Genomic DNA, 23,021 nt, shown 5'->3' with positions numbered 1-23,021 from the left:
GTTCATGCCTAAGGCCATCTAGGGGCATTGCGGTACGGCATGGGGAATGCATTGGGAAACGTTCGATAAATGCTTATAAACACGTTTTTGACGGCATACGTTGAAAGATATACTTGTTGAGTTCAAAAGCATGGGAACGGAGATGGTTGTATGGCACAGCCGGAGACATCACACACAGTGGGGCTTGCGCTCGAGGGAGGCGGCTACCGCGGTATGTATACGGCGGGCGTACTCGATGTCTGGATGGAGCACGGCTTAACTTGTGACCATATGGTGGGTGTCTCGGCGGGTGCGGCGTTTGGGTACAATTTTAAGTCACGCCAGATCGGTCGCGCCATTCGGTATAACAAGGCCTATTGCGCCGACAAGCGCTATGCGAGCGTGACAAGCTGGTTGCGAACCGGTGACATGTTCAATGCCGATTTTGCCTATCATGAGGTGCCGCTTGAGCGCGATCCTATCGACTTAGAGGCGTATCGTGCCTGTCCTATGCGGTTTACGTGTGTGTGCACCGATATCGAGACGGGTGAGGCCGTCTATCACGACCTGCCGTATGGCGATGAGCGCGATATCGAGTGGATTCGGGCATCGTCGGCGATTCCCGTGGCGACCAAACCCGTTCGGATTGACGGACATCGATATCTGGATGGCGGCGTGGCCGATTCCATTCCCAGTGCGTGGTTATTCGAACAGGGGTATGACCGCAACATCGTGGTGCTGACGCAGCCGGCAGGCTTTGTAAAGCAGCCGAACGGTTTGATGCCCATGCTGCGACGTGTGTTCCGCCACTATCCGAAGTTTGTCGAGGCGCTTGAACGCCGGCACGAGGTATATAACGCTGCACTCGACGACCTGGCGCGTCGCGAGGCCAGCGGCGAGGTTTTCGTGGTGCGTCCGAGCGAATCGGTGAAGGTGCCATCGCTGTGTCGCGAGCCAGAGGAGCTCGAGCGCATCTACCAGGTCGGTCGTCGTGATGCGGCCGCGACCTTGTCGGCGTTGGAAGCATATCTGGCAGAGTAGGGCAAACTGCAGAGCCCTCGGCGGAAACTGCGTCCCAGAATTTGCGTCTGGAATGGGATGCAGTTTCCCAATGGAGTCGCATGCGGAAAACGCATCCCAGAATGGAGGTCCAAACTGGGATGCGCTTTCCGCTATTGAAGATATGAGGCTGCGAATCAGCTGCTCGGCCTATGCCTATGCCTGCTGCCAGGTGTCGACAAGCTCCTTGGCTGCGGCGTGGGGGTCGTCAGCGCTGCAGACGGCGCTCACCACAAAGAAGCCCTCGACGCCGGTGGCCTTGAGCTTCGGCAGATCGGCTTTTTTGACGCCGCCGCCGACCACGATGGGAACGGGGCTTGCCGCATGGAGCGCGGCCAGGTCCTCAAAGCTCTTGGTGATGATGGAGCCATCTGCCGCGCGTCCACAGTCGCGCTTGGTCTCGGTCTCGTGGAGCGGGCCGATGCCCAGGTAGTCGACTAGGCTCATGTCGGCGGTCTTGACGTACTCGAGCATTTCCTCGCAACGGGCCGAAAGGCCCACGATGGCATCGGGGCCCAGAAGCTTGCGACAGACCTCGACGGGAATATCGCTCTGGCCCACATGCACGCCGTCGACGGAGATACCCTGTTCGCGTGCGGCGAGTACGCAGTCCAGACGGTCGTCGATAAGCAGGGCGACCTTGCCGGTCTTGCCGGCGCGAGCGATAGCCTGCGCGGCGTCGCCCGTCAGCGCGATGATCTCGCGGGCACTTGCCACCTTGGAGCGCACCTGGATGCAGGTAAAGCCGGCATCGAGCGCCTGCGCTACCACATCGCCCACGGGACGTCCCAGCGTGTTTTCGGGGCCGAGTACCAGATAGGCCGAGATATCAAGGTTGTCGCGGATGCTCATCGTGCTTCCTCCTGCTTTTTGATTTGCGCTTCCAAGCGCTCGAGTTTTCCGGTCATGGTGTCGGTAAAACCGGGTCGAATATCGGCTTTGAGCACGACTTCGGTGCGGATGCCCTTGCTTGCCAACACAAAGGTTGCGTCGCGTACGACCTGCATGACCTCGTCCCAGTCGCCCTCGATCTCGGTGAACATCGAGGTGGTGCGGTTGGGAAGGCCGCTCTCGCGAATGACGCGCACGACCTCGGCGACCTCGGCGGACAGCTCGTCGCCTGTGCCGCACGGGGCGATGGCTACGGCGACGAGCGTGTTCATGTCGGCAGCGGTTGCGGGTTCGGACATGGCTTATGCCTCCTCGAGCTCGAGGTGGTTATTCGCAATATCCTGAGCGGTCGCGCGGTAGAGTTCGTCGATAAAGGCGACCTTAAAGCTTGCCGGGGCATCAGCGACAGCGGCGGCACGCGTGCCGGCAACGTTGTAGACAGCGGTACCGCAGATGGCTGCCGTAAACGGATCGGCGGCGCAAGCGTACACGGCCAGGACGCCGCCCTGCGAGCAGCCACAGCCGGTAATCTTGGACATGAGCGGGCTGCCGCCGTGGGACTTGGCCACGGTCGTGCCGTCGGTAATCAGGTCGACTTCGCCCGAGACCACTACGGCGCCGCCGGTGTAGCGGGCGAGCGCCACGGCAGCGCCGCGGGCGGCGTCGACCGTATCGGTGGCATCGACACCGCGCACGCGGCTCAGGTCAGCCGCCTCGCCTTCAAGACCCCACAGGCCGGCGAGCGCGATGATCTCGGAGGCGTTGCCGCGCACGATGGCGGGCTTGTACTGCTTGAGCTCGTTTACCAGCTGGGTGCGCAGGCTACCGATGCCCAGGCCCACCGGATCGAGCACCCAGGGTTTGCCGGCGTCGTGCGCCGCTTTGGCCGCACGGGGAATCGTCTGCTCGTAGATGGGGAAGAGCGTGCCCATGTTGAGATAGATGGCGCCGCCGCCGGCAACGAGCGCCTCGCCCTCGTCGGGCAGATAGACCATGGCGGCCGAACCGCCTACGGCGAGCTGCGCGTTGGCGACAAAGTCGATCGTCACCGTGTTGGTGATGGAGCCGGCCATCGGGTTGGTGGCGCGAATCTCCTCCACGGCCTTGACCACATTTTGTTTAAGCTGTTTCGAATCAATCACTGCACATGCCTCCTTGGCATAGAAAAGGGGCGCTGTGCATAGACAGCGCCCCTGTAAAGGCGGCATGCTCCCTACGCCAGCATTAACTGACAGGTTCAAAGGATTGGGCCCCATGCCCTCTCAGCCTTGTGGTTTGCACCGCCGGCACTCCCGCATCGAATCTGTTGTTCCCTATACTAGCGCACCTGCCAAAAAGGGACAGGTTTATTTTGGTAGGTGGCAACTGGGGCGTTGCATTTTCCCAGATAAAACCTGCCAAAATAAACCTGTCCCTTATTGGCAGGTCGCTACAATGGATACGGTGAAAATGACTGGGGGCCTTATGATTAAACTTGTGCTGACCGATATGGACGATACGTTGATTCCAGCCGGGCATGACGGCGCCAGCGAATACGCCATCGAGGGCATTCATGCCATGCAGGCGGCGGGCCTGCACTTTGGCCCGGTTTCGGGCCGTCAGCCTTCCGCGATGGGCTGGATGTTTCGTAATCGTTCCGAGTGCTTCTCGACCGGTGCGTTCTGCAACGGCCAGGTCATGTTTGTCGACGGCGAGGTGGTAGCCTCGCATGCGACCGATAACGCCGCCCTTATTCGCTTGGCTGACTACTTGGAGCAAGAGACCGATGATACCTATCTGAAGGTCTACAGCTTGGGTGATGACTTTTGGGACAATGACGCCTATTGCGTGACGAGCGACCCCGAGCGCGTGCGTCGCGCTATGGAGTCGGGCGGCAACGCGTGGCTCAAAGGCGAAGAGGCCCCGTGCCGTCCCGTTGTCGGTGACGCGCCGGTGTTCAAGGCGAATATCTGGAGTGCCCGTTCGCGTGAGGGGCTCGCGGAGCTACGCGAGCGCGTTGCCGCCGAGGTGCCGGAACTCTCGCTCGTGTTTCCCAACAGCCGCGTGCGCCTTTTCGATATCTTGCCGGCTGGTTGGGACAAGGGCTGTGCCACGCTGGAGCTGGCGCGCGCTTTGGGTCTGACGCCCGACGAGGTGGCGGTGTTCGGCGATTCCGATAACGATCTGCCCATGATTAATGCCGTTCCCAACTCCGTTGCAGTCGCCAATGCCAATGAGGCCGTCACGGCTGCCGCGCGTTGGCATATCGGCGCTGCGGCAGACGATGCGGTTGCCGGGGCTCTGCATCAGATTGCCGCCTGCGCCGCGACGGGGGAGATGCCGTCGTTTATGCGCCAGATGGACGCGACGGGTCTTGGCGTCACGAACGTCTAGGGAGAAAGTCATGAAGCTTCAGCAGCTCAGGTATGTTGTTAAGGTTGCCGAATGCGGCAGCATTACCGAGGCCTCGCGCCGGCTCTTTGTGTCGCAGCCTTCGATTACCGCGTCGATTCGCGATCTCGAAAACGAGATGGGTGTGCACATTTTTGAGCGCACCAACAAGGGCGTCATTGTGTCCGAGGAAGGCGAGACATTCTTGGGCTACGCGCGCCAGGTACTCGATCAGGCCGACCTGCTCGAGGGCAAGTACAAGGGCGCATCCGAGCAAGTGCCACACTTTAGTGTGAGCTGTCAGCATTATTCCTTTGCCGTTAATGCGTTTGTCGACGTGATCCGTGAGTTCGATGCCGCACGCTACGACTTTACCCTGCGCGAGGAACAGACTCACGAGATCATCGAAGATGTCGCGCACATGAAGAGTGAACTGGGCATTCTGTACTTATCCGAACATAACCGCGAGGTTATCGAGCGCATGCTGGCGGCCAACGAGCTCGTATTCGAAGGGCTCTTCTGCGCCACGCCGCACGTCTTTGTATGCGCCGACCATCCACTGGCGGACCACGCCAGCGTGACGCTCGAGGACTTGGAAGACTATCCGTTCCTATCCTATGAACAGGGCAGCTACAACTCGTTTTACTATTCCGAGGAACTGACCTCGACGTTTGAGCGCCGCAAGAATATCCGCGTGCGCGACCGTGCGACCTTGTTCAACCTAGCCATGGGTCTCAACGGCTACACGGTGTGTTCGGGCGTGATTAGCCACGAGCTTAATGGCCCCGGTATTATCTCGATTCCGCTCGATGTGGATGAATACATGGAGATCGGCATTATCACGCGCAAGAATACGACGCTCACGCGCTATGGACAGGCTTATGTCGAGGCCATCCGGAGGCATATCTAACCGGTAGCGTTTGATGTTGCTGTCTTGGGCTGTCGAAATGGCTATAGGAAAACTATATGGCAAACATATATAAACGCATATTTTACGATAACCAGGAGTGCGCTCATACTCTTTCTCGCCAAAGCAGTCCATGCAAAAGGAGATTCCTATGAGCAATTCCACCCAGCTCAAAGCGCCGTTTCGCGCCGATATCGTCGGCAGTTTTCTTCGTCCGCAGGCCGTAAAGGACGCCCGCGCCGCCTATGCGGCAGGCGCGCTTGATGCCGAGGGACTTAAGGCAGTCGAGGACGAGGCCATTCGCGATTTGGTGGCAAAGCAAAAGGCCGCCGGCCTGCAGGTCATCACCGACGGCGAGTTTCGCCGCAGCTACTGGCACCTCGATTTTATGTGGGGTCTCAACGGTATCGAGCGCCGCACCTCGCGTACGGGCTATATGTTCCACGATGAGGAGACTACCGCCGACACCGCCGTGGTGACCGGGCCTATTAGCGGCGAGAACCATCCGTTCGTCGAGCACTTCAAGTTTGTCAAGGCGCTTGAGGGCGAGGGCCAGGTTGCGCGGCAAACCATTCCGGCGCCGATCCAGACGTTCTCCGAAGTCACGCTCGACCGCTGCGATGGCCAGCAGGAGAGCCTGCGCGCCGTCTACAAGACCGACGAAGAGCTCGCCGATGCCATCACCGCAGCATACCGCACCGTGATTGCCGATCTGTATGCCGCGGGTTGCCGCAACATCCAATTTGATGACTGCACCTGGGGCATCTATTGCGATACTGACTTTGTGTCCAAGACCGGCATGAGCCCGGTTGACCTGCAAAAGGTGAGCGAGCTGGGCGTGGCGCTCAACAATGCTGCCATCGCGGGCAAGCCTGACGACTTGGTGATCAATACGCATGTATGCCGTGGCAACTACCACTCTACTTATGCCTTTGAGGGCGGCTATGATCCCATCGCCCCGTACCTGTTTGCGCATGAGGACGTTGACGCGTTCTATCTGGAGTTCGACACTCCGCGCGCCGGTGGTTTTGAGCCGCTCAAGTACATTGCGCCCGGTAAGAAGGTCGTGTTGGGCCTGGTGACCACCAAGGCAGCCGAGCTCGAGGACGAGGACGCGACCGTCGAGCGTATTCATGAGGCGGCAAAGTGCGTGCCGCTTGAGAATCTGTATCTGTCTCCGCAGTGTGGCTTTGCCAGCTGCGAGATTGGCAACAAGCTGACCGAAGGCGAGCAGTGGGCAAAGATCGCGCTGGTCAAGCGTATTGCCGAGCGTGTTTGGAAATAGCGGTACCGTTTGCAAGTGACGGCGCGTGCGAGACATGGCGTATCGCGTACAATGGTTCGGACCGTATCGTTTGGGCAGGTTATCCGCTATGCCCGAGCGCCCTTCCATTCGAAAGGACATCCATGTCCCAGTCCTCGACGCCCGCCGTCACCGATGCCATCTACGACGCTTCGTCGCTCGGCCGCCCGCGCATGTTTCTGCTCGGTCTGCAGCACCTGTTTGCCATGTTTGGTGCCACGGTGCTGGTGCCCGTGCTCACCGGCCTTTCGGTATCGGCAACGCTTTTGTTTGCCGGCTTGGGCACGCTGCTATTCCACTTCCTGTCACGCGGTAAGGTCCCCGCATTTTTGGGCTCATCGTTTGCCTTTATTGCCGGTTATGCCGCAATCGCGCCCAACGGCGAGGCCGAGCTATTGCCCTACGCTTGCCTGGGCGTTGCCTGCGCCGGTTTGCTCTACCCGGTGCTTGCGGCGCTCTTCCGCACGTTTGGCGCCAAGCGCGTCATGCGCTTCTTCCCGCCGGTGGTGACTGGCCCCATTGTCATTTCGATCGGTCTGATCCTGGCGAGTTCCGCTATTGCCAACTGCCAGACTAACTGGCTCGTTGCCGTGGTTGCCGTCGCCGTAATCGTCATCTGCAATATTTGGGGTCGCGGCATGGTCAAGATCGTGCCGATTTTACTGGGCGTCGTGGTGAGCTATGCCGTTGCGGCTGCGCTGGGCGAGGTCGATTTCTCCGGCGTCGCAGCCGCTCCCTGGCTTGGCTTGCCCGTCGTGTGGGACAACACGGTGTTTGCACTCTTTGGGCCGCAGTTCGATAGCGGCCTTGCCACGACGGCCATCATCACCATCATGCCGCTGGCCTTTGCAACCATGATTGAGCATATCGGCGATATATCCGCTATTGGCTCCACCTGCGAGCGCAACTACATCGCCGATCCCGGCCTGCATCGCACGCTGCTCGGTGATGGTCTCGCCACGATTCTGGCTTCGCTCTTTGGCGCTCCGGCCAACACCACGTATGGCGAGAACACCGGCGTGCTCGCCCTGACGCGCGTGTTTGACCCGCGCGTGATTCGCATTGCCGCGTGCTGCGCCATCGTGCTTTCGTTCTGCCCCAAGTTCGCTGCCGTGATCGCCGCCATGCCGGCATGCGTTATCGGCGGCGTGTCGCTCGTGCTCTATGGCATGATCAGCGCCGTGGGCGTCCGTAACCTCATCGAGAACCAGGTCGATTTCCAGAACAACCGCAACGTGCTGGTGGTCGCTCTGGTGCTCGTGCTTTCACTCGGCATTGCCTACAGCGCCGCCGGTGGCATCGTGCTGAAGCTGTTCGGCGTGACGATTTCGCTTTCGGGCCTTGCCGTGGGCTCGCTGGTGGGCATCGTGCTCAACGCGATTCTGCCTGGCAACGACTTTGAGTTCGCCGTTTCCGAACTCGAGGAGACTGTCGAGTAGTAGTTGTGTTCAGCTAAATCAAAAAAATGGCGCCCGTGCGTACGCGTGGGCGCCATTTTTAATGCGTCAGTATCCAGTGTATGCCGCGGGCCATGCGCACACCGGTTTGGGCAAAGTGGTTACCGGGGTTGAGCTCGAAGGTCGCGGGGATGCCTCGGTCGCCGAGTAGTTTTTCCATTGCGCGCGTGTCGTCGAGTACGTGCCGCATCATGCGGTTGGGCGTCTTGGTCTCCTTTTTGCCGAGTGATAGATAAACGGCGTTGGGCGCGGCTGGCATCGTGTGCCCGTGTGCGTAATCGAGAAATCCGGGAAACCATAGGGACCCCGATGCGCTTGCGGCGCGGTCAAAGGCATCGGTCTGCCAGAGCGACCAAAGCGAAAAGAGGCCCGCCAATGAGTAACCGGCAATGCCGCGCCAGGTAGGCGGGCAGGGAAGTGATGGCTCGACCTCTGGGATTATCCGATTCAGCAGTTCATCGAGAAACTCGAACGCCTGTCCACCAAAGGGCTCGGCATCGCGCACGGTTCCGTCGCATTCCCAAGGGCTCAGCTCGCGATTCCAATCGAGCCCGCCAATGGCGACCAGGGTGAATGGCGGGCAATCAAGCTCAAGACAACGGCTATAGACCTCGGTGCCATCACCCATGACCGCGGGAAGGTAAATGACGGGCGCGCTTTCGACATGCTTTGAATGAATGGTTATCTGCTTTTGACGCGCTTCCATGACAGGCTTCTCTCTGCATTTCGACATCTACAAATACGATTGTCGCACGTCGGCGTAGGGACCGTCACTAAAAGAAAGGCGCAGAGCCGCTTGATACGACTCTGCGCCTTGAGGTTTTGCTTTGGCAGCTTTGCCCTTACGCTACAAAGAAGTAGACGAGGAAGGCGAGTGCTGCGATCCACATGAGCGGCTTGATCTTGGAGGCCTCGCCCTTAAAGAGCGCGACGACCACGTAGGCGATAAAGCCCAGACCGATGCCGGCAGAGATGGAGTAGGTGAAGGGCACGCCGGCGACAATCATGAACGCTGGGAAACCCTGCGACACGTCGGACCAGTCGATCTCGGAGGCCTCGCTCATCATGAGGTAGCCGACGTAGACCAGAGCACCGCAGGTGGCGGCGCTGGAAACGATGGTGACGATGGGGGAGAAGAACGCGGCGAGAATGAACAGCACGCCGGTGGTGACGGAGGTGAGGCCCGTGCGGCCACCGTCGGCAGCGCCAGAGGTGGACTCGACGAAGGTGGTGATGGAGGAGACGCCCATAAAACCGCCCACAGCAGCGGCGGCGGAGTCGACGAGCAGGATCTCCTTGATATTCTCGACGTTGCCGTCGTCGGTGAGGAACTCGCCCTGCTTGGCCACGGCCATCGCGGTGCCCATGGTGTCGAAGAAGTCACTCATGAGCAGCGAGAACGAGATGACGAGGAGCGTGGGGTCGGTAAGGACCTTGACGATGGCGGGCACGCCGCCGGCGTCGGCGATGGGGCCACCGATGCTCGAGAAGTCGAGCGGGGCGATAATACCGGTCGGAGCATGGGTCACACCTAGGGGGATACCGGCGATAACGGCGACGATGATGCCGATGAGCAGCGAGCCGGGGACGTTGCGGCAGGCGAGGGCGACTGTCACCAGGATGGAGATAATGCCGACGATGAAGGTGGGGGAGGTGATGTCGCCCAGACCGACGAGTGTACCGGCGCCAGCGGTGATAATGCCGGCATCGCACAGGCCAATCATGGCGATGAACAGGCCCAGGCCCACCGAGATGGCGTGACGCAGGACAACCGGGATGGCATCCATGATGGCCTCGCGCAGGCCACAAAGCACGAGCAGCAAGATGACGACGCCCTCAAGGAAGATGACGCTCATGGCCACGTGCCAGTCACCGCCGCAGACGGTGGTGGTGATTCCAGCGATCATCGCGTTGACGCCTAAGCCCGACGCGCAGGCGAGCGGGCGGTTGGCGAAGATGCCCATGCAGATGGTCATGATGCCGGCGCCCAGGCAGGTGGCGCAGGCGAGCGCTCCCGCATCGATGCCAGCCCCCGAGAGCACCGCAGGGTTGACGGCGATGATGTAGGCCATCGCCAGGAATGTTGTCAGTCCAGCGCGAAGTTCGGTCCCGATTGTGGACTTGCGCTCACTGACGTGAAAAAGTTCGTCCATGCATACCCTTTCCTTGTTCGGCCCCGAGTTTAGGCCGATTGACACGAACTTACCTACTATATCGCCTTTGGAAGGTCGATGTTTCTCGCATGTTGAAGTTCGGCGCTTTGTAACAGGCGGACGGTATTTTTCGCATGAAAATGTGTAGGTACCGTATACTTAAGCAGTTACATTGAACTCTTTGGAGGAACGTATGATTAAAGAGCTCTGCCGCGACGAGGCCATCCTGTCCCAGCGTTGCGAGGTTGCGACTGTCGAGGACGAGTCGGTCGCACAGGACCTGATCGACACCATCAACTCGCTCGAGGACGCCGGCTGCCTTGCCGCCAACCAGATTGGCGTCACCAAGAAGGTCTGCGTCTATCTGGACGACGCCGGCGAGCCCCACGTGCTCTACAACCCCCGTCTGGTGTTTGGCCTGGGCGCCAGCAAGATGGAGGAGAGCTGCCTGACGCACGACGAAATCACCAAGTCCACGCGCTATATCAAGTGCAAGGTTGCCTTTGACCAGATCGTCGACGGCAAGATGAAGGAGTGCCGCCGCGACTACACGGGCTTTGAGGCACAAATGATCCAGCATATGATCGATCACTGTCTTGGAAAGTTGGTCTAAGGAGACCAAAGCGCCGCACCTTGCCGCTCAATCGTCGCTCGCGTACCTTAAGTACGCTTCGCTCCTCTTTCGTGGCAATCTGCGGTACTTTGACCCCTTAGACGACCTGCGAGGTTGACTTGGTTGAGTTTATCTTGCTTGTGTGGTCCGGGCGTGACGATATTGTCATGTCCGGGCTTTTGTGTTTAGCGCCTATTTGTTTGGTAACAATGCGCTTAGCAAGGACGAATGGCTAGGAGGCGCCATGTGCACGAGCATTCGATTTACCGATAATTCCGGCAACATGTATCTGGGTCGCAACCTCGACTGGAGCTTTAGCTACGGCCAACAGGTTCGCGTGATGCCCCGCGGGTTCCATATCCCGTATTCGTTTATCGACGATGCGTCGGCGGCACACGCGGTAATCGGCATGTGCATCGATTACAAGAACTATCCTATGTTTTTCGACTGTGGTAACGATGCGGGTCTGGCTGTGGCAGGGCTCAACTTTCCCGGTTATGCCGAGTATGCCGAGGACCCGGTTGATGGAAAGACCAATATCGCGGCCTATGAGTTTCCCCTGTGGGTGGCAGCGACGTTCTCGACGGTCGACGAGGTCGAGGCTGCGCTGCGCGACACGGTGATTGTTGCCAAATCTGCCGGAGAGGGGCTGGGTGTGTCGCTGCTCCATTGGATTATCGGCGACAGCCGGCGCAGCATCGTGGTCGAGATGATGGCTGACGGTCTGCATGTATACGACGATCCGGTCGACACCCTTGCCAATCAGCCGACCTTCCCGTGGCACATGGAAAACCTGCGCACTTATATCACCGCCACAAGCGATTTTCCTCAGACGGCGACATGGCGTGGCGCCGAGCTCAAGCCCTATGGCGCGGGTGCCGGCATGCGCGGTATTCCGGGTGACTGCTATTCGCCGAGCCGTTTTGTAAAGGCGGCATACCTCAATGCCAATTACCCGCAAAAAGACAGCGAGGCCGAGAACGTCATTCGCATGTTCCGCTCGCTCGAGGGGGTGGCGATGATCGAGGGCGCGTCCAAGATGGGTGACGGCAAGTTCGAGAAGACTATCTACACCGGATGCTTTAGCGCGCGCACGGGCAATTACTATTACTCAACGTATGAGGATCCGTCGATTCGCTACGTGAGCCTGATGGATGCCGAGGGCGCGAGCCCCGATAGACTCGTGGTTCCCGAGCCGCGTCGTTCGTAGCCGGCGGTTTTACTGCAATGCAAAGCGGCCCTGCGCCTCCCATGAGGCGCAGGGCCGCTGTCGTCGACGCGCGACGTCGTTAGAAGTTGGCGTCGTTGAGTTGTTCGCTCTCGAGGCCGTCGAGCTGTTGCTGTTCGGGCGTATCGGCGACGCTCCCGAGCAGCTCGGTGGGGTCGACGTTCATGTCCCTACCGGCTTCGTTGCCGTTGCCAAGCTCTTCCGAGAAGATACCGACATCCATTTCCTCGGCTTCCTCGATCTGAACCTCGAGCTGGAGTTATTGGCGAGCAGCGCCGCGCCGCCGATCATGGCAGGTAGGATCAGCCACGGCGCCACTTTGCGCACCAGGCTAAACAGGGCGAAGATGCCGCCCTCGTTGTGGTTGTCGGCCTTCATGGCGATTACCACGTACTTGACCGTGCTGGTCTTGGAGGTTTGCCTCCAGTTTGGCGTGCGCCACGTGGACTCCCTTGGACATCCGGTTATCTGTCTTGGACAGATAACTTTTATGCCGTCTTTATACATACAAGAGCTGTTTGGCACATCGGGTAATTTTAGACAATAATCCCCAGCTGGGGATTATTTATGTACGCAGGTAGCATTTCAAAACAGGGGCGCATCCGCTGTATGGCTTTGCTGCAATGTAATAACTGCGGACGCGCTCCTGCTTTGAAACTGAAGAGGGAACTTTTAGACGCGTGCTGCCTGAGCGATACCGGTCTTGGCGCCTGAGCGTTTACCGGCGAGTTCGCAAAAGATCGCGCCGCCGATGATAAGCACGGCGCCCATCAGCCGGACCGGTGTTATGACTTCGCCCAAAAGGGCGGACGAGAACACGACGGCCGAAAGCGGCTCGAGGTAGCCGACGACAGCGACGGTCTGCACGGGCAGTTTGGCGACGGCGCTAAAGTAGAGCAGACAACCGATGCCGGTGTTGACGACGCCGAGCATAGCGACGGCGCGCCAATCGATGGTTGCGGCGATACTGGCGGACAGGAATGAGGGGGTGCCTTGGGTGACGAGCGTAAGGACCAGCACGGTCACAAAGGCGGCGCTCACCTGGAGCGCGGAGTTCTCGAGGCCTTCGATGTGCGGCGCGCCCTTGCTGGCGATGACCATCAATGCATAACAGAAGGCCGAGGCGATTCCGCAGACGATGCCCGCAATGGGCATATTGCCGCCTAGACCTTGCGCTGCAATGAGAAAAGCGCCGCAGGCGACTGCGATAAACCCGGCGATTTTGCCACCGGTTAGTTTTTCGCCAAAGATAAACGGCGAGAGGGCCATGACGATGATGGGGCCGCAGTAGTACAGCAGCGAAGAAACGCCGACGCCGATCGTCTGATAAGCGCGGAACAGAAAAATCCAGCTGGCGCCCAGCGCGGCTCCCGAGAGGAGGAGGGCTGCGGCTTCGCGGGGGCGAGAAGGCGCCTGCAGCTTATGGCGTTGGGTAATGGCGAGGATGGTGACAAGCGAAAGGGCTCCCAGAAAAGTGCGTAGCAGCACGATATCGGAGCTCGGGAGTGCGATGGCCGCAGCGATGATGCCGTTGGAGCCAAACAACAACAATGCTGCTAAATACGTAATCAATCCGTTGTTCATGCGCTGCCGTCCCCTCTATATCTGTGCATGCTCACTATGGGTGAACTGGCTTTAGAAGAAAAGCGAATATAATGCATGGAAAACATGACAAAAACTCATGCAAGGGTGGAGGCATATCGTGGAAACGAATATTCAAAAGATGCAGGTGCTGCTGGAGACCGTGCGCGCTGGAAGCTTTACGCGTGCTGCCGAGCGCCTGAGCTACTCGCAATCGGGCGTGAGCCGCATGGTGGCCGATCTTGAGGCCGATTGGGGCTTTAAGGTACTCGACCGCAGTCGTGAAGGTGTTGCTCTTTCTGCCGACGGGCGGCAGGTCATGCCGGCTGTCGAGGCGCTCTGCGAGGAATTCGTTCGCTTGCAGCGACGGGTGGATGAGATGCGCGGGCTCATGCGCGGCAAAATCTGCATCGGTACGTTTTCGAGCGTGGCGACCCACGTGCTGCCGCCGGTGATTGCGCGTTTTCGTGCTGATCATCCAGACGTCGATTACGAGTTGCTGATGGGCGACTATTCAGAGATTGAACAATGGGTGGCAGAGGGTCGCTGCGATCTGGGCTTTATCCCGCGTGAGCCCCGAGAAAACGGCATGACATCGCTGCCTTTGGTGCGTGACGAGTTAATGGCGGTAGTGCCGTCAGGCTCGTTGTTTGCCACGGCGGAGGTCGTCTCTCTTGCCGACTTGGCCAACGAGCAGTTTATTCTGCTAGAACGCGGCACCGATGACGAGATTACGCCGCTGTTTCGTCGGGCGGGACTGGCAGTGCACTCAAAACTGTCGACCTGGGATGACTATGCGATTATGGCTATGGTCGAGGACGGCCTGGGTGTGAGCATTCTTCCCGCGCTCATCATGCGCCGCTGTCAGTTCGATGTTGCCGTGCGTCCGCTCGAAGGGCATCCCCATCGGCAGATCAACGCCATATATCGAACGGCCGATATTTCGCTTGCCGCCGCCCGTTTTCTCGAATACCTCTAAATGGGCGCACGTCGTTACCGCCTTGGGATAAATCTTGAGGTTTGGGTCATGTTATTTTTGAAATTGAACTTTTAGAAATAGCACGGCGCTATACTGCTTGCTAAATTGAACCTTGGTTCAATTCGTGTTCTATAAATTGAACTTTGCCAGCAAGGAGGTTCCTGTGACCCAAGAGACGTTTAGCGATCGTCTGCGACAGGCTATGTCCGATCGCGACGTTCGCCAGTCGGACGTAATCCGCGCATCGGAGATGCTCGGCAAAAAACTCGGCAAGAGTCAGATGAGCCAATATGTGAGCGGCAAGACGATTCCGCGGCGCGATGTGGCAGAGCTGCTCGCCCGCATTTTGGAGGTCGATGTTACCTGGCTGCTCGCCGGTGACGCCGATCAAGGCGAGACATCATCGACCCACAACGTTTCCAAGCCCGAACCCCATCCCTCAGATCAAATTGCAAGGAGCACCACCATGCGTACTTTTTCTAAATCCACCAAACTCGAGAACGTTCTGTATGACGTGCGCGGCCCCGTTGTCGACGAGGCAGCCCGTATGGAGGACGAAGGCGAGTGCATCCTCAAGCTCAACATCGGTAATCCGGCGCCCTTTGGTTTCCGCACGCCCGATGAGGTCATTAAGGACATGCGCCAGCAGCTGCCCGACTGCGAGGGCTATTCCAACTCGCGCGGTCTGTTCTCTGCGCGCAAGGCGATCATGCAGTATTCGCAGATCAAGGGCCTGCCCAATGTTCAGATGGAACATATCTACACGGGCAACGGCGTGTCCGAGCTCATTCAGCTTTCGATGAACGCGCTGCTCGACAATGGCGACGAGATTCTGATTCCCAGCCCCGATTATCCGCTGTGGACGGCGTGCGCAACTCTTGCCGGTGGACATCCCGTGCACTATCTGTGTGATGAGCAGGCCGATTGGTATCCCGATCTGCAGGATATGGAGTCTAAGATCACGAGCGCGACCAAGGCCCTCGTCATCATCAACCCCAACAACCCCACGGGCTCGGTCTATCCGCGCGAGGTGCTCGAGGGCATCGTTGAGATCGCGCGCAGGCACCAGCTCATGATTTTTGCCGACGAGATCTATGACCGCCTGTGCATGGACGGCTACGAGCACGTCTCCATTGCATCGCTCGCCCCCGACCTGCCCTGCATTACGTTTAGCGGTCTGTCCAAGTCGCATATGATCGCGGGCTATCGCATTGGCTGGATGGTGCTTTCGGGCAACCAGCGCTGCATGAGCGACTTCATCATGGGCATCAACATGCTCTCCAACATGCGCCTGTGCTCCAACGTGCCGGCCCAGTCGATCGTCCAGACGGCGCTTGGCGGCCATCAGTCGGTCAACGACTACATCCGCCCCGGCGGTCGTGTCTACGAGCAGCGCAACTTTGTGTATGAGGCGCTCAGCAAGATCGACGGCATCTCGGTGGTCAAGCCGCGTGCGGCGTTTTATATCTTCCCCAAGATGGATGTTAAAAAGTTCAACATCACCGATGACGAGCAGTTTGCCCTCGACCTGCTGCACGAGAAGAAGATCCTCATCACGCGTGGCGGCGGCTTCAACTGGGCTGAGCCCGATCACTTCCGCATCGTGTACCTGCCGCGCATGGAAGTGCTCAAAGAGTCGCTCGAAGACCTCGCCGATTTCTTTGATCACTACCGCCAGTCCTAATTGGTTCCGCCGTTCTACCGAACGGCGGACCGCTTGACGCTACGCGAGCCGCATTCACGCCAATCTGACGTTCAATTTCGAGGGCGCGACCAGAAGGTCAGCGCCCTCTCATTTCACGTCACCTTGGCGCAAATGCGGCTCGCTCGCTGTCGTGTGCTCGGCCTGCGTCGTTACCATGATCCAAAGGGGACGGAGGAAAACAGATCTTTTTCCCTGACTCGCGGAACTATATAACGACGCCGTTGCAGTGGTCGATTTCGTGCTGGATGATCTCGGCGGTGTAGCCCGAGAAGTTTTTGATGCGGTGGACGAAGTTCTCGTCCAAATACTCCACCTTAATGCGACGATAGCGGGTACAGGGACGCTCGCCGATCAGCGAGAGGCATCCTTCGCTGGTCTGATAGGCATTGACCTGCTCAAGAATTTGAGGGTTGTACATCAGGAGCGTCCTGTTGCCGTCCTTTACGCAGATGATGCGTTTGCGCACGCCGATCATGTTGGCGGCGAGCCCCACGCACTCGTGCTCATGCTCGTGGAGCGTATCCAGGAGGTCCTGCCCGATCACGGCATCGTCGGGCCCTGCGTCTTCGGAAGGCAGGCGCAAAAAGAACTCGGATTTCATGATGGGCTTAATCATGGCGGGCTCCTTAAGGTGGACACGTTTGGTTCAGGCCATGATACCGCGACATGTCGCATTAATGTGTGCATATAGATTCTGCAGCTAGATTGGATGGCGACACCATAAACTAAGGGACGTTTTGCCGAGAGGCATGAATGTTTAAAGCGCAAAGAGTGCGCGACGGGCCCCGCGAATGGGGCGATGATGCCCGAGAGGGCCAAGAAGGAGTCTCATGTCCGAGAACGAAGAGATCATGAACGAGACCGAGAACGAGACCATGGCTGCCGAGGTCGAGGCAGTCGAGACCGTGGAGACCGAAGCTACCGAGGTTGAGGCTGCTGACGAGGTTTCCGCCGAGGAGGAGGCCGAGGTTGTCGAGGCCGCCGTTGATTACGATGACGAAGAGCTGATGGACAAGATGCAGAAGGCCGCCCGCCTGCTGCGTAGCCGTCGCTTTGCTATTTCCAAGGAGGAGGAGGCTAAGGCCGAGCGTATGGCGAACATCGAGCGCGCCATCAAGCTCCTTGACCTCAAGCCCAAGATGGAGCAGAAGGAAATGTCCGATCTGCTGGGCATGCGCCTTCGTGAGCTCGATGGCCTGATGGCCGAGGCCGAGGCTGCCGATCTGGTCGGCCGCATCGACAACGCCGAGGGCGATATGCGCAAGATCGTCGTCTTCGCTGCCGAGGATGCCGCTGAGGGCCTGGTCGAGCTTGCCAACAAGAAGGAGAAGCTCCTGCCCGAGCTTTCTTACGAGGAGGCCACCGAGCTGATGGCCGCGCTCGATAAGGTTATCGCTCCGCTCGTCGCCATGGGTCTGGACGAGGATCGCGGTCCTCGCGGCGGCCGTGACGACCGTGGTGGCCGTGGCGGCGACCGCGGCGGTCGCGGCGGCTTTGGCGACCGCGGTGGCCGTGGCGGCGACCGTGGTGGTCGCGGTGGCCGTGGCGGCTTTGGTGACCGTGGCGGCGATCGTGGCGGTCGCGGCGGCTTTGGCGGCAACCGTGGTGGCTATGGCGACCGCGGTGGCAACCGTGGCGGCTTCGGCGGCAACCGTGGCGGCGACCGCAGCGGTCGAGGCGGCGACCGTGGCGGCCGCAACGGCGGTGGCTTCCGCGGCAACCGTTTTTAGTTACGGCGTTTTACCAAACGCCGTAACGGGCCGACGCTGCAAGCCCGCCAGAGCGGCAATCTGCCTTTCAACTTCGGCGGCATGACCAGAAGGTCAATGCCGCCTCGTTTCAAGGCACCCTGCTCGCGTGTACGGGTTTTCGCTGTCGTTGCCAAAACATCGGCGTTGCCTTGATCCAAACCTGCCAAAAAGGGACAGGTTTATTTTGGTCGGTATTATCTGGGCAAACGTGGCCGTCTATCGCAATCTGGTCGTTGGGGACGTTCTTGTTTGACTAGTCGTTTGAGAACGTCCCCAACGACTACATAGTATGAGAGTGGATAATCTCCCGGTTTGAGCCTGCATCCAAGCTCAAAGTGCGAGCTTTCCACTCTCATTTGCTATGCGTCCGAAAATCCACGTTCGTTTGTTTTCTGCCTACATTTGGAGGAAGAGCTCGTGGAGGCGGGTGTCGTCGTCGAGCTCGGGGTGGAAGGTAACGCCGAGCTGATTGTCTTGACGGGCGGCGATGATTCGTCCGTCGACTTTCGCTAAGGCCTTGGCATTGCCGTGCACCTCGACGATGCGGGGTGCACGGATAAACGTTAACGGCACTTCACCGTCGATACCGCCTACCTGCCCCTTGGTGTGAAAACTGCCGAGCTGCCTGCCATAGGCATTGCGCTCAACGAGTATATCCATGGTTGCCAAGCGCGGTGTCCCCTTGTCATCGTGGGCGGCAAGGTCGCGCGCCAACAGAATCAGACCGGCACAAGTTCCCAGTACAGGCATGCCTTCAACAATGCGGGTACGAAGATCCTCGAGCATATCGAGTTCGGCAAGTAGCTTGCCCTGAACGGTGGACTCGCCGCCGGGAAGTACCAGACGGTCAAAGTTCTGCTGCAAATCGGCCGCCTGCCTCAGCTCAATACAGTGTGCGCCCAGCTCGGATAGTCTTGCTTCGTGCTCGGCAAAAGCGCCTTGGACCGCCAGCACGGCGACCGTTTGGTCTGCATAATCGCTCATGGGCGATCCTTTCTGCCGGACTAGCGCCCGCGCTCTTCCATGATAATCTCGATCTCGTCGGCGTTGATGCCCACCATGGCCTCGCCCAGGTCCTCCGAAAGCTCGGCGATGAGTTTGGCATCGGTGAAGTTTGCCACGGCCTTGACGATGGCGGCGGCGCGCTTGGCCGGGTTGCCGCTCTTAAAGATGCCCGATCCCACAAAGACGCCCTCGGCGCCCAGCTGCATCATTAGCGCGGCGTCGGCGGGAGTCGCTACGCCGCCGGCGGCAAAGTTCACGACGGGAAGCTTGCCCGTGGCATGGACCTCGCGCACCAGCTCGACCGGAACCTGCAGTTGCTTGGCTGCCTCAAAGAGCTCGTCATCGCGCAGGACAACAACGTCGCGGATCTGCTTTTGGATCTTGCGCATGTGACGCACGGCCTGGACGACATCGCCCGTACCCGGCTCACCCTTGGTGCGAATCATCGTGGCGCCCTCGGCAACACGGCGCAGCGCCTCGCCCAGATCGCGGGCGCCGCAGACAAACGGCACGTCAAACTGGGTCTTGTCGATGTGATAGACGTCGTCGGCAGGGGAGAGAACCTCGGACTCGTCGATGTAATCGATCTCGATGGCCTGCAGGACCTTCGCCTCGACAATATGGCCGATGCGGCACTTGGCCATAACGGGGATGGAGACGGCCTCTTGGATACCCTTGATCATCTTGGGGTCGCTCATGCGCGAGACGCCGCCTGCGGCACGGATGTCGGCCGGGATGCGCTCGAGTGCCATGACGGCGCAGGCCCCCGCCTCTTCGGCGATGCGTGCCTGCTCGGGCGTGGTGACGTCCATGATGACGCCGCCCTTGAGCATCTGCGCGAGCTCGCGATTGAGTTTGACGCGATCGGCCTTGCTGGTCTGTTCTGCCATGGTTGCTCCCTTGGTTGGCATGTGCATTGCTTGACGGAACATCCTATCGGGGAGCTGGGTATGGCGAAATACTCAGTTTTCGAGATAATAATAAGGTCAGACTAATATCAGACTGAATAACTCAATAAGGTCAGGTAACAAACTCATGCTTGACTACAATTTGGAAAAACGCGGCGACGCATCGCTCTATGAGTATATTTACCAGCAAATTCGAGATGATATCGTTGCTGGACGCATTGCGGCGGGGGAGCATCTTCCGTCTAAGCGCGCCTTTGCCAATCATCTGGGAATCAGTGTCATTACCATCGAGAATGCATATAGCCAGTTACTTGCCGAGGGCTATATTTGCTCAATGCCGCGTCGTGGCTACTACGCTTGCGAGCTTCCGGATGCACCGGTTTTGGCTTCGGCTGCAGAGGGCATCGACCGGGATGCCGTCTCTGCGGGTTCCGGCGCGCATGATGTCAACGGACAGGTCGAGCGATTCGATACACTTTCTCCTTCTGCTTTGGAGGCGGCGCGGCTTTGGCAAAGCGCGCTGCGGGCGACGCTGGCATCCGAAGACGAGCGCGAAATCTTTTCGACCGCGCCGGCACAGGGCACCACTCGGCTACGACGCGCAATTGCCCACCATCTGCGCGGGACAAGGGGCATGAATGTCGACCCCAACAACGTTGTTATCGGCGCAGGCGCCCAGCTGCTCGATACCATGTTGGTTCAGTTGCTTGGCGCCGACAAGGTGTATGCCGTTGAGGACCCGGGCTATTTGCGCCTAACGCGCATCTATCAGGCTATGGGTTGCAAAGTTCGACATATCCCGTTGGATGATGAGGGCGTAGACTTGAGCGCTCTGCAGAAAACGGGGACCGATGTCCTTCACCTGATGCCGTCCCATCAGTATCCGACCGGCCTTGTGACGAGCATTGCGCGTCGCTATGCGCTGCTGAGCTGGGCCGCCGAGCGACCAGGTCGATATCTCATCGAAGATGACTTTGATTGCGAGTTTCGTCTGGCCGGCAAGCCGATTCCCGCGCTTGCTTCGATCGATGCCGCTCAATCGGTCATCTACACCAACACGTTTTCGAAGAGCCTTTCATCGGCGTTGCGTCTAGCGTACATGGTGTTGCCCGATGAGCTGATGGAGCGGTTTAGGTGCAACCTTGGTTTCTACGCCTCGTCGGTGAGCTCTGTCGACCAGGTCGCTTTGGCTCGTTTGCTGGAATCAGGTGATTACGAGCGACATGTGAACCGCGTGCGCGTTCGTGCTCGTGAGGCGCGTGATGGCCTGGCGGCGCTTGTACGGAATGCGTTTCCAGCAGGAGAGGTTTCGATCGAGCATGCAGACGCAGGTCTTTACTGCACCGTGGTTGCGGAGCGGGGAACGGGCGGAAGCTCTTTTGCGCAGGCCCTCACGCGCTCGAGCATCCCTTTTATCGATATCAGTAACTGTTATTGGTGCGCCGATGGCGCATCTGTCCCTGAAAACTCAACTCAAATTCTTGTCCAGTATGACGACCTGAGTCCGGAGGTGCTTAATACCCTGGAATCACAGCTAATGGGGCACTCTGTAACCTAAGTGAGTAGACTTTTGGCACTTTGGCGACCAGACAGTTTTGTAACAAGCTATCTACCTATGGTTTTGAGAAGTGGGATCATCGGTCTGCTCGGGATGTCCCAAAAAGTCTACTCACTTGCCGCGCAAAGCTTCCGCATGAGAAAAAAAGTGGGGTTTCCAACAGGGCTTCGTCCAGTTCTCGGTAAGCTTTTGGCCAGTTGGGGAGGGCTGTTGAAAACCTTGCAGTTCGTTCGGAGCCATTTTCGGTGCGTTCGCGCCAATGAGAGACCGACTGGGTTGAAATTCGTGCTTTCCTGTGCCTATGAAGGATCTACTTTGTGACATATCGGCTTTTAGGTACTGGCGTTTGCCCCCTCAAGTCCGCGCTTTGTGTCCTCCGCTTCCGCGGCCGGATGAAGACCGGCAGCGATATGACCTCGTCCGCAACCCGACGGCTGCGGTCGCGCTCGGTTTTCCGTTGTATACATTGGTTCGGACGAGAAACAAACGGACTTGCCCTGCCAACATTAGGCAGCGGCTGTTTCTTGGTGAACTCCCCAGGGAATCCGTGCTGGAAACGGAGCATGGATTTTTGGTCACGTCTCCTCTACTGACGGCATTTATCATGTCTCGACATCTGACGGATCTCCAACTTCTGCTGGTATTGGCGGAGATGTGCGGCTTGTTTGCGGTATGCGCCCTGCCGGCGGCACTTGAGGTGGAGCTTTCGCGTGCAATTGATTCGGGTACGATTTCGACAACGTTGGGTTGGGTGCGCTGCCCGTCCGAGGGCGGCGCCGCCTCAAATTTGTGGCGTCGCGACGCTTTGGTTTCGGATGGGGACCTTGACCGTTTTTGTTCAGATGTTTGCGGGATGCGTTACGGCAATCGATTTATGGCGGTGTCGCAACTCGTTCCATTGGGTGCCGCTTCGCCTTTTGAGGTCGAGGCGTATTTGTTGCTTGGACTGCCGCGAGCCCTGGGAGGTGAAGGGTTTTGCGGCATAGAGCTCAATGTCAAAGTGATGCTAAGCACAAGTGCACGAGCGATTGTAGGAAAGACCCGCGTATATATCGATCTACTTCTTTCCTCGCCGGACGGGAGGCGACAGGTGGCCATTGAATGTCAGGGAAAGGCCTCGCACGGGCGCGCGGGGGATGGCTTGCGTGACGCTGATCGCATGACGGCGCTTCAAGCCATGGGCTACGACGTGCTTCTCCTGACACACGGACAGATATCCGATGAGGATAGATTCCGTGCGATCGTTAAGGCCGTATGCAGGATGCTCGATGTTGAATATCGCGATAAAAGCTCGGATGAGCAAAGGGTTGAGGCGTTACTCCGGTCTGAACTATTCGTTGACTGGACAAAATTGGGAGTAATCGACGGAAAGATGTCCATTGGACACAAAACAGCTCGATCGTGGACGGCGCGGATCTAAGTGAGTAGACTTTTGGCGTGATGGCGACCAGGCCGTTTTGCAACAAGTCATTTACCTGCTGCTTTATAGAGCAATATGGATGGTCTGCTCGGCAAGTTCCAAAAAGTCTACTCACTTAGTTTTTGACGAGAAGTCGATGCCGAAGGTGGCCCTA

At 58.6% G+C, this 23,021-nt stretch carries 22 protein-coding genes, 1 pseudogene and 1 riboswitch; of the genes and pseudogenes, 12 read left to right on the top strand and 11 right to left on the bottom strand.

The window, feature by feature from the left end; translation table 11 throughout:
* The first annotated feature begins 150 nt into the window (after nucleotides 1-150).
* Nucleotides 151-1,020 (top strand): patatin-like phospholipase family protein, encoded by an 870-nt coding sequence (locus tag ACTQW0_RS03465; RefSeq protein WP_441566963.1) that lies wholly within the window; start codon nucleotides 151-153, stop codon nucleotides 1,018-1,020.
* Between the two features lie 174 nt (nucleotides 1,021-1,194).
* Here the strand turns inward: ACTQW0_RS03465 and ACTQW0_RS03460 are convergent, their stop codons facing one another.
* The 3 genes from ACTQW0_RS03460 to thiM are packed head-to-tail and all read right to left on the bottom strand — an operon-like array spanning nucleotide 1,195 to nucleotide 3,071.
* Entirely contained in the window at nucleotides 1,195-1,890 is a 696-nt protein-coding gene (locus ACTQW0_RS03460) for a thiamine phosphate synthase (protein ID WP_441566961.1), read from the bottom strand.
* Nucleotides 1,887-2,228, bottom strand: coding sequence for a thiamine-binding protein (locus tag ACTQW0_RS03455; RefSeq protein ID WP_441566959.1), 342 nt, complete (start codon nucleotides 2,226-2,228; stop codon nucleotides 1,887-1,889). The genes ACTQW0_RS03460 and ACTQW0_RS03455 overlap by 4 nt, the downstream gene beginning before the upstream one ends.
* Nucleotides 2,229-2,231: 3 nt before the next feature.
* Nucleotides 2,232-3,071: a hydroxyethylthiazole kinase gene (gene thiM, locus ACTQW0_RS03450; RefSeq protein WP_441566957.1), complete on the bottom strand. Its 840-nt coding sequence runs from the start codon at nucleotides 3,069-3,071 to the stop codon at nucleotides 2,232-2,234.
* A 51-nt stretch (nucleotides 3,072-3,122) separates the two neighbouring features.
* Nucleotides 3,123-3,233, bottom strand: a riboswitch (TPP riboswitch).
* Nucleotides 3,234-3,393: 160 nt separating this feature from the next.
* Between thiM and ACTQW0_RS03445 the strand changes: the two genes are divergently transcribed.
* The 4 genes from ACTQW0_RS03445 to ACTQW0_RS03430 all read left to right on the top strand — a co-directional run bounded on the left by ACTQW0_RS03445 (nucleotide 3,394) and on the right by ACTQW0_RS03430 (nucleotide 7,948).
* Nucleotides 3,394-4,302 carry an HAD-IIB family hydrolase gene (locus ACTQW0_RS03445; RefSeq protein WP_441566955.1) on the top strand — a complete coding sequence of 303 codons (909 nt, stop codon included), beginning with the start codon at nucleotides 3,394-3,396 and terminating at the stop codon, nucleotides 4,300-4,302.
* A 10-nt stretch (nucleotides 4,303-4,312) separates the two neighbouring features.
* Nucleotides 4,313-5,209 (top strand): LysR family transcriptional regulator, encoded by an 897-nt coding sequence (locus ACTQW0_RS03440; protein ID WP_427796141.1) that lies wholly within the window; start codon nucleotides 4,313-4,315, stop codon nucleotides 5,207-5,209.
* Nucleotides 5,210-5,357: 148 nt separating this feature from the next.
* Nucleotides 5,358-6,491, top strand: a complete 1,134-nt coding sequence (locus ACTQW0_RS03435; RefSeq protein ID WP_441566953.1) for a 5-methyltetrahydropteroyltriglutamate--homocysteine S-methyltransferase — start codon at nucleotides 5,358-5,360, stop codon at nucleotides 6,489-6,491.
* Between the two features lie 122 nt (nucleotides 6,492-6,613).
* Nucleotides 6,614-7,948: a uracil-xanthine permease family protein gene (locus ACTQW0_RS03430; RefSeq protein ID WP_441562719.1), complete on the top strand. Its 1,335-nt coding sequence runs from the start codon at nucleotides 6,614-6,616 to the stop codon at nucleotides 7,946-7,948.
* 58 nt (nucleotides 7,949-8,006) lie between these two features.
* On the opposite strand, the gene ACTQW0_RS03425 is transcribed toward ACTQW0_RS03430, so the two are convergent.
* Together ACTQW0_RS03425 and ACTQW0_RS03420 are read right to left on the bottom strand one after the other, a co-directional pair.
* Entirely contained in the window at nucleotides 8,007-8,672 is a 666-nt protein-coding gene (locus tag ACTQW0_RS03425) for an alpha/beta hydrolase (protein ID WP_441547096.1), read from the bottom strand.
* Nucleotides 8,673-8,808: 136 nt separating this feature from the next.
* Nucleotides 8,809-10,119, bottom strand: coding sequence for an NCS2 family permease (locus tag ACTQW0_RS03420; protein WP_427794244.1), 1,311 nt, complete (start codon nucleotides 10,117-10,119; stop codon nucleotides 8,809-8,811).
* A 193-nt stretch (nucleotides 10,120-10,312) separates the two neighbouring features.
* Here ACTQW0_RS03420 and ACTQW0_RS03415 point away from each other — a divergent pair, with 193 nt between their 5' ends.
* The gene (locus ACTQW0_RS03415; protein ID WP_441547094.1) at nucleotides 10,313-10,732 is read left to right on the top strand and encodes a peptide deformylase; all 420 of its coding nucleotides are present in this window, start codon (nucleotides 10,313-10,315) and stop codon (nucleotides 10,730-10,732) included.
* 244 nt (nucleotides 10,733-10,976) lie between these two features.
* Nucleotides 10,977-11,942: a choloylglycine hydrolase gene (bsh, locus tag ACTQW0_RS03410; RefSeq protein ID WP_427719772.1), complete on the top strand. Its 966-nt coding sequence runs from the start codon at nucleotides 10,977-10,979 to the stop codon at nucleotides 11,940-11,942.
* Between the two features lie 79 nt (nucleotides 11,943-12,021).
* On the opposite strand, the gene ACTQW0_RS03405 is transcribed toward bsh, so the two are convergent.
* From ACTQW0_RS03405 to ACTQW0_RS03395, 3 genes and pseudogenes are all read right to left on the bottom strand, one after another.
* Nucleotides 12,022-12,183 (bottom strand): hypothetical protein, encoded by a 162-nt coding sequence (locus ACTQW0_RS03405; protein WP_441547130.1) that lies wholly within the window; start codon nucleotides 12,181-12,183, stop codon nucleotides 12,022-12,024.
* A 38-nt stretch (nucleotides 12,184-12,221) separates the two neighbouring features.
* Nucleotides 12,222-12,365, bottom strand: a pseudogene (locus ACTQW0_RS03400) (KUP/HAK/KT family potassium transporter); the annotation flags it as partial.
* A 267-nt stretch (nucleotides 12,366-12,632) separates the two neighbouring features.
* Complete coding sequence (locus ACTQW0_RS03395; protein ID WP_441566951.1) at nucleotides 12,633-13,544, bottom strand: DMT family transporter; 912 nt, start codon at nucleotides 13,542-13,544, stop codon at nucleotides 12,633-12,635.
* A gap of 118 nt (nucleotides 13,545-13,662) precedes the next feature.
* Between ACTQW0_RS03395 and ACTQW0_RS03390 the strand changes: the two genes are divergently transcribed.
* Together ACTQW0_RS03390 and ACTQW0_RS03385 are read left to right on the top strand one after the other, a co-directional pair.
* Complete coding sequence (locus ACTQW0_RS03390; protein ID WP_427794949.1) at nucleotides 13,663-14,520, top strand: LysR family transcriptional regulator; 858 nt, start codon at nucleotides 13,663-13,665, stop codon at nucleotides 14,518-14,520.
* 202 nt (nucleotides 14,521-14,722) lie between these two features.
* Nucleotides 14,723-16,204 (top strand): aminotransferase class I/II-fold pyridoxal phosphate-dependent enzyme, encoded by a 1,482-nt coding sequence (locus ACTQW0_RS03385; protein WP_427747912.1) that lies wholly within the window; start codon nucleotides 14,723-14,725, stop codon nucleotides 16,202-16,204.
* Between the two features lie 226 nt (nucleotides 16,205-16,430).
* On the opposite strand, the gene ACTQW0_RS03380 is transcribed toward ACTQW0_RS03385, so the two are convergent.
* On the bottom strand, nucleotides 16,431-16,841 hold the full coding sequence (locus tag ACTQW0_RS03380; RefSeq protein WP_154517072.1) for a peptide deformylase: 411 nt from the start codon (nucleotides 16,839-16,841) through the stop codon (nucleotides 16,431-16,433).
* Nucleotides 16,842-17,055: 214 nt separating this feature from the next.
* Here ACTQW0_RS03380 and ACTQW0_RS03375 point away from each other — a divergent pair, with 214 nt between their 5' ends.
* On the top strand, nucleotides 17,056-17,955 hold the full coding sequence (locus ACTQW0_RS03375) for a hypothetical protein (protein WP_154517075.1): 900 nt from the start codon (nucleotides 17,056-17,058) through the stop codon (nucleotides 17,953-17,955).
* A 417-nt stretch (nucleotides 17,956-18,372) separates the two neighbouring features.
* Here the strand turns inward: ACTQW0_RS03375 and pdxT are convergent, their stop codons facing one another.
* Nucleotides 18,373-18,960, bottom strand: a complete 588-nt coding sequence (gene pdxT / locus ACTQW0_RS03370) for a pyridoxal 5'-phosphate synthase glutaminase subunit PdxT (protein WP_441566948.1) — start codon at nucleotides 18,958-18,960, stop codon at nucleotides 18,373-18,375.
* Nucleotides 18,961-18,980: 20 nt separating this feature from the next.
* Entirely contained in the window at nucleotides 18,981-19,871 is an 891-nt protein-coding gene (gene pdxS, locus ACTQW0_RS03365) for a pyridoxal 5'-phosphate synthase lyase subunit PdxS (RefSeq protein ID WP_441566946.1), read from the bottom strand.
* Nucleotides 19,872-20,016: 145 nt separating this feature from the next.
* Here pdxS and pdxR point away from each other — a divergent pair, with 145 nt between their 5' ends.
* Both pdxR and ACTQW0_RS03355 read left to right on the top strand, forming a co-directional pair.
* Nucleotides 20,017-21,447: a MocR-like pyridoxine biosynthesis transcription factor PdxR gene (gene pdxR, locus ACTQW0_RS03360; protein ID WP_441566944.1), complete on the top strand. Its 1,431-nt coding sequence runs from the start codon at nucleotides 20,017-20,019 to the stop codon at nucleotides 21,445-21,447.
* A 547-nt stretch (nucleotides 21,448-21,994) separates the two neighbouring features.
* Nucleotides 21,995-22,867, top strand: a complete 873-nt coding sequence (locus ACTQW0_RS03355) for a hypothetical protein (RefSeq protein WP_441559628.1) — start codon at nucleotides 21,995-21,997, stop codon at nucleotides 22,865-22,867.
* Nucleotides 22,868-23,021: the final 154 nt, after the last annotated feature.

Origin of the sequence: Collinsella sp. LCP19S3_B7 (assembly GCF_052121795.1) — a bacterium.
Classification (GTDB): domain Bacteria; phylum Actinomycetota; class Coriobacteriia; order Coriobacteriales; family Coriobacteriaceae; genus Collinsella.
The sequence above is the reverse complement of the archived record's forward strand: the minus strand, read 5'-3'. Positions and strand labels throughout refer to the sequence as shown.

Excerpts from the sequence above, each read along its gene's own strand:
- ACTQW0_RS03435 (WP_441566953.1), top strand. The coding sequence starts at position 5,358 with ATGAGCAATTCCACCCAGCTCAAAGCGCCGTTTCGCGCCGATATCGTC.
- ACTQW0_RS03420 (WP_427794244.1), bottom strand. The coding sequence starts at position 10,119 with ATGGACGAACTTTTTCACGTCAGTGAGCGCAAGTCCACAATCGGGACC.
- ACTQW0_RS03460 (WP_441566961.1), bottom strand. The coding sequence starts at position 1,890 with ATGAGCATCCGCGACAACCTTGATATCTCGGCCTATCTGGTACTCGGC.
- ACTQW0_RS03455 (WP_441566959.1), bottom strand. The coding sequence starts at position 2,228 with ATGTCCGAACCCGCAACCGCTGCCGACATGAACACGCTCGTCGCCGTA.
- ACTQW0_RS03405 (WP_441547130.1), bottom strand. The coding sequence starts at position 12,183 with ATGGATGTCGGTATCTTCTCGGAAGAGCTTGGCAACGGCAACGAAGCC.
- ACTQW0_RS03440 (WP_427796141.1), top strand. The coding sequence starts at position 4,313 with ATGAAGCTTCAGCAGCTCAGGTATGTTGTTAAGGTTGCCGAATGCGGC.
- ACTQW0_RS03425 (WP_441547096.1), bottom strand. The coding sequence starts at position 8,672 with ATGGAAGCGCGTCAAAAGCAGATAACCATTCATTCAAAGCATGTCGAA.
- ACTQW0_RS03415 (WP_441547094.1), top strand. The coding sequence starts at position 10,313 with ATGATTAAAGAGCTCTGCCGCGACGAGGCCATCCTGTCCCAGCGTTGC.
- ACTQW0_RS03465 (WP_441566963.1), top strand. The coding sequence starts at position 151 with ATGGCACAGCCGGAGACATCACACACAGTGGGGCTTGCGCTCGAGGGA.
- pdxR (WP_441566944.1), top strand. The coding sequence starts at position 20,017 with ATGCTTGACTACAATTTGGAAAAACGCGGCGACGCATCGCTCTATGAG.
- pdxS (WP_441566946.1), bottom strand. The coding sequence starts at position 19,871 with ATGGCAGAACAGACCAGCAAGGCCGATCGCGTCAAACTCAATCGCGAG.
- ACTQW0_RS03385 (WP_427747912.1), top strand. The coding sequence starts at position 14,723 with ATGTCCGATCGCGACGTTCGCCAGTCGGACGTAATCCGCGCATCGGAG.
- bsh (WP_427719772.1), top strand. The coding sequence starts at position 10,977 with ATGTGCACGAGCATTCGATTTACCGATAATTCCGGCAACATGTATCTG.
- ACTQW0_RS03395 (WP_441566951.1), bottom strand. The coding sequence starts at position 13,544 with ATGAACAACGGATTGATTACGTATTTAGCAGCATTGTTGTTGTTTGGC.
- ACTQW0_RS03430 (WP_441562719.1), top strand. The coding sequence starts at position 6,614 with ATGTCCCAGTCCTCGACGCCCGCCGTCACCGATGCCATCTACGACGCT.
- ACTQW0_RS03445 (WP_441566955.1), top strand. The coding sequence starts at position 3,394 with ATGATTAAACTTGTGCTGACCGATATGGACGATACGTTGATTCCAGCC.
- ACTQW0_RS03375 (WP_154517075.1), top strand. The coding sequence starts at position 17,056 with ATGTCCGAGAACGAAGAGATCATGAACGAGACCGAGAACGAGACCATG.
- pdxT (WP_441566948.1), bottom strand. The coding sequence starts at position 18,960 with ATGAGCGATTATGCAGACCAAACGGTCGCCGTGCTGGCGGTCCAAGGC.
- ACTQW0_RS03380 (WP_154517072.1), bottom strand. The coding sequence starts at position 16,841 with ATGATTAAGCCCATCATGAAATCCGAGTTCTTTTTGCGCCTGCCTTCC.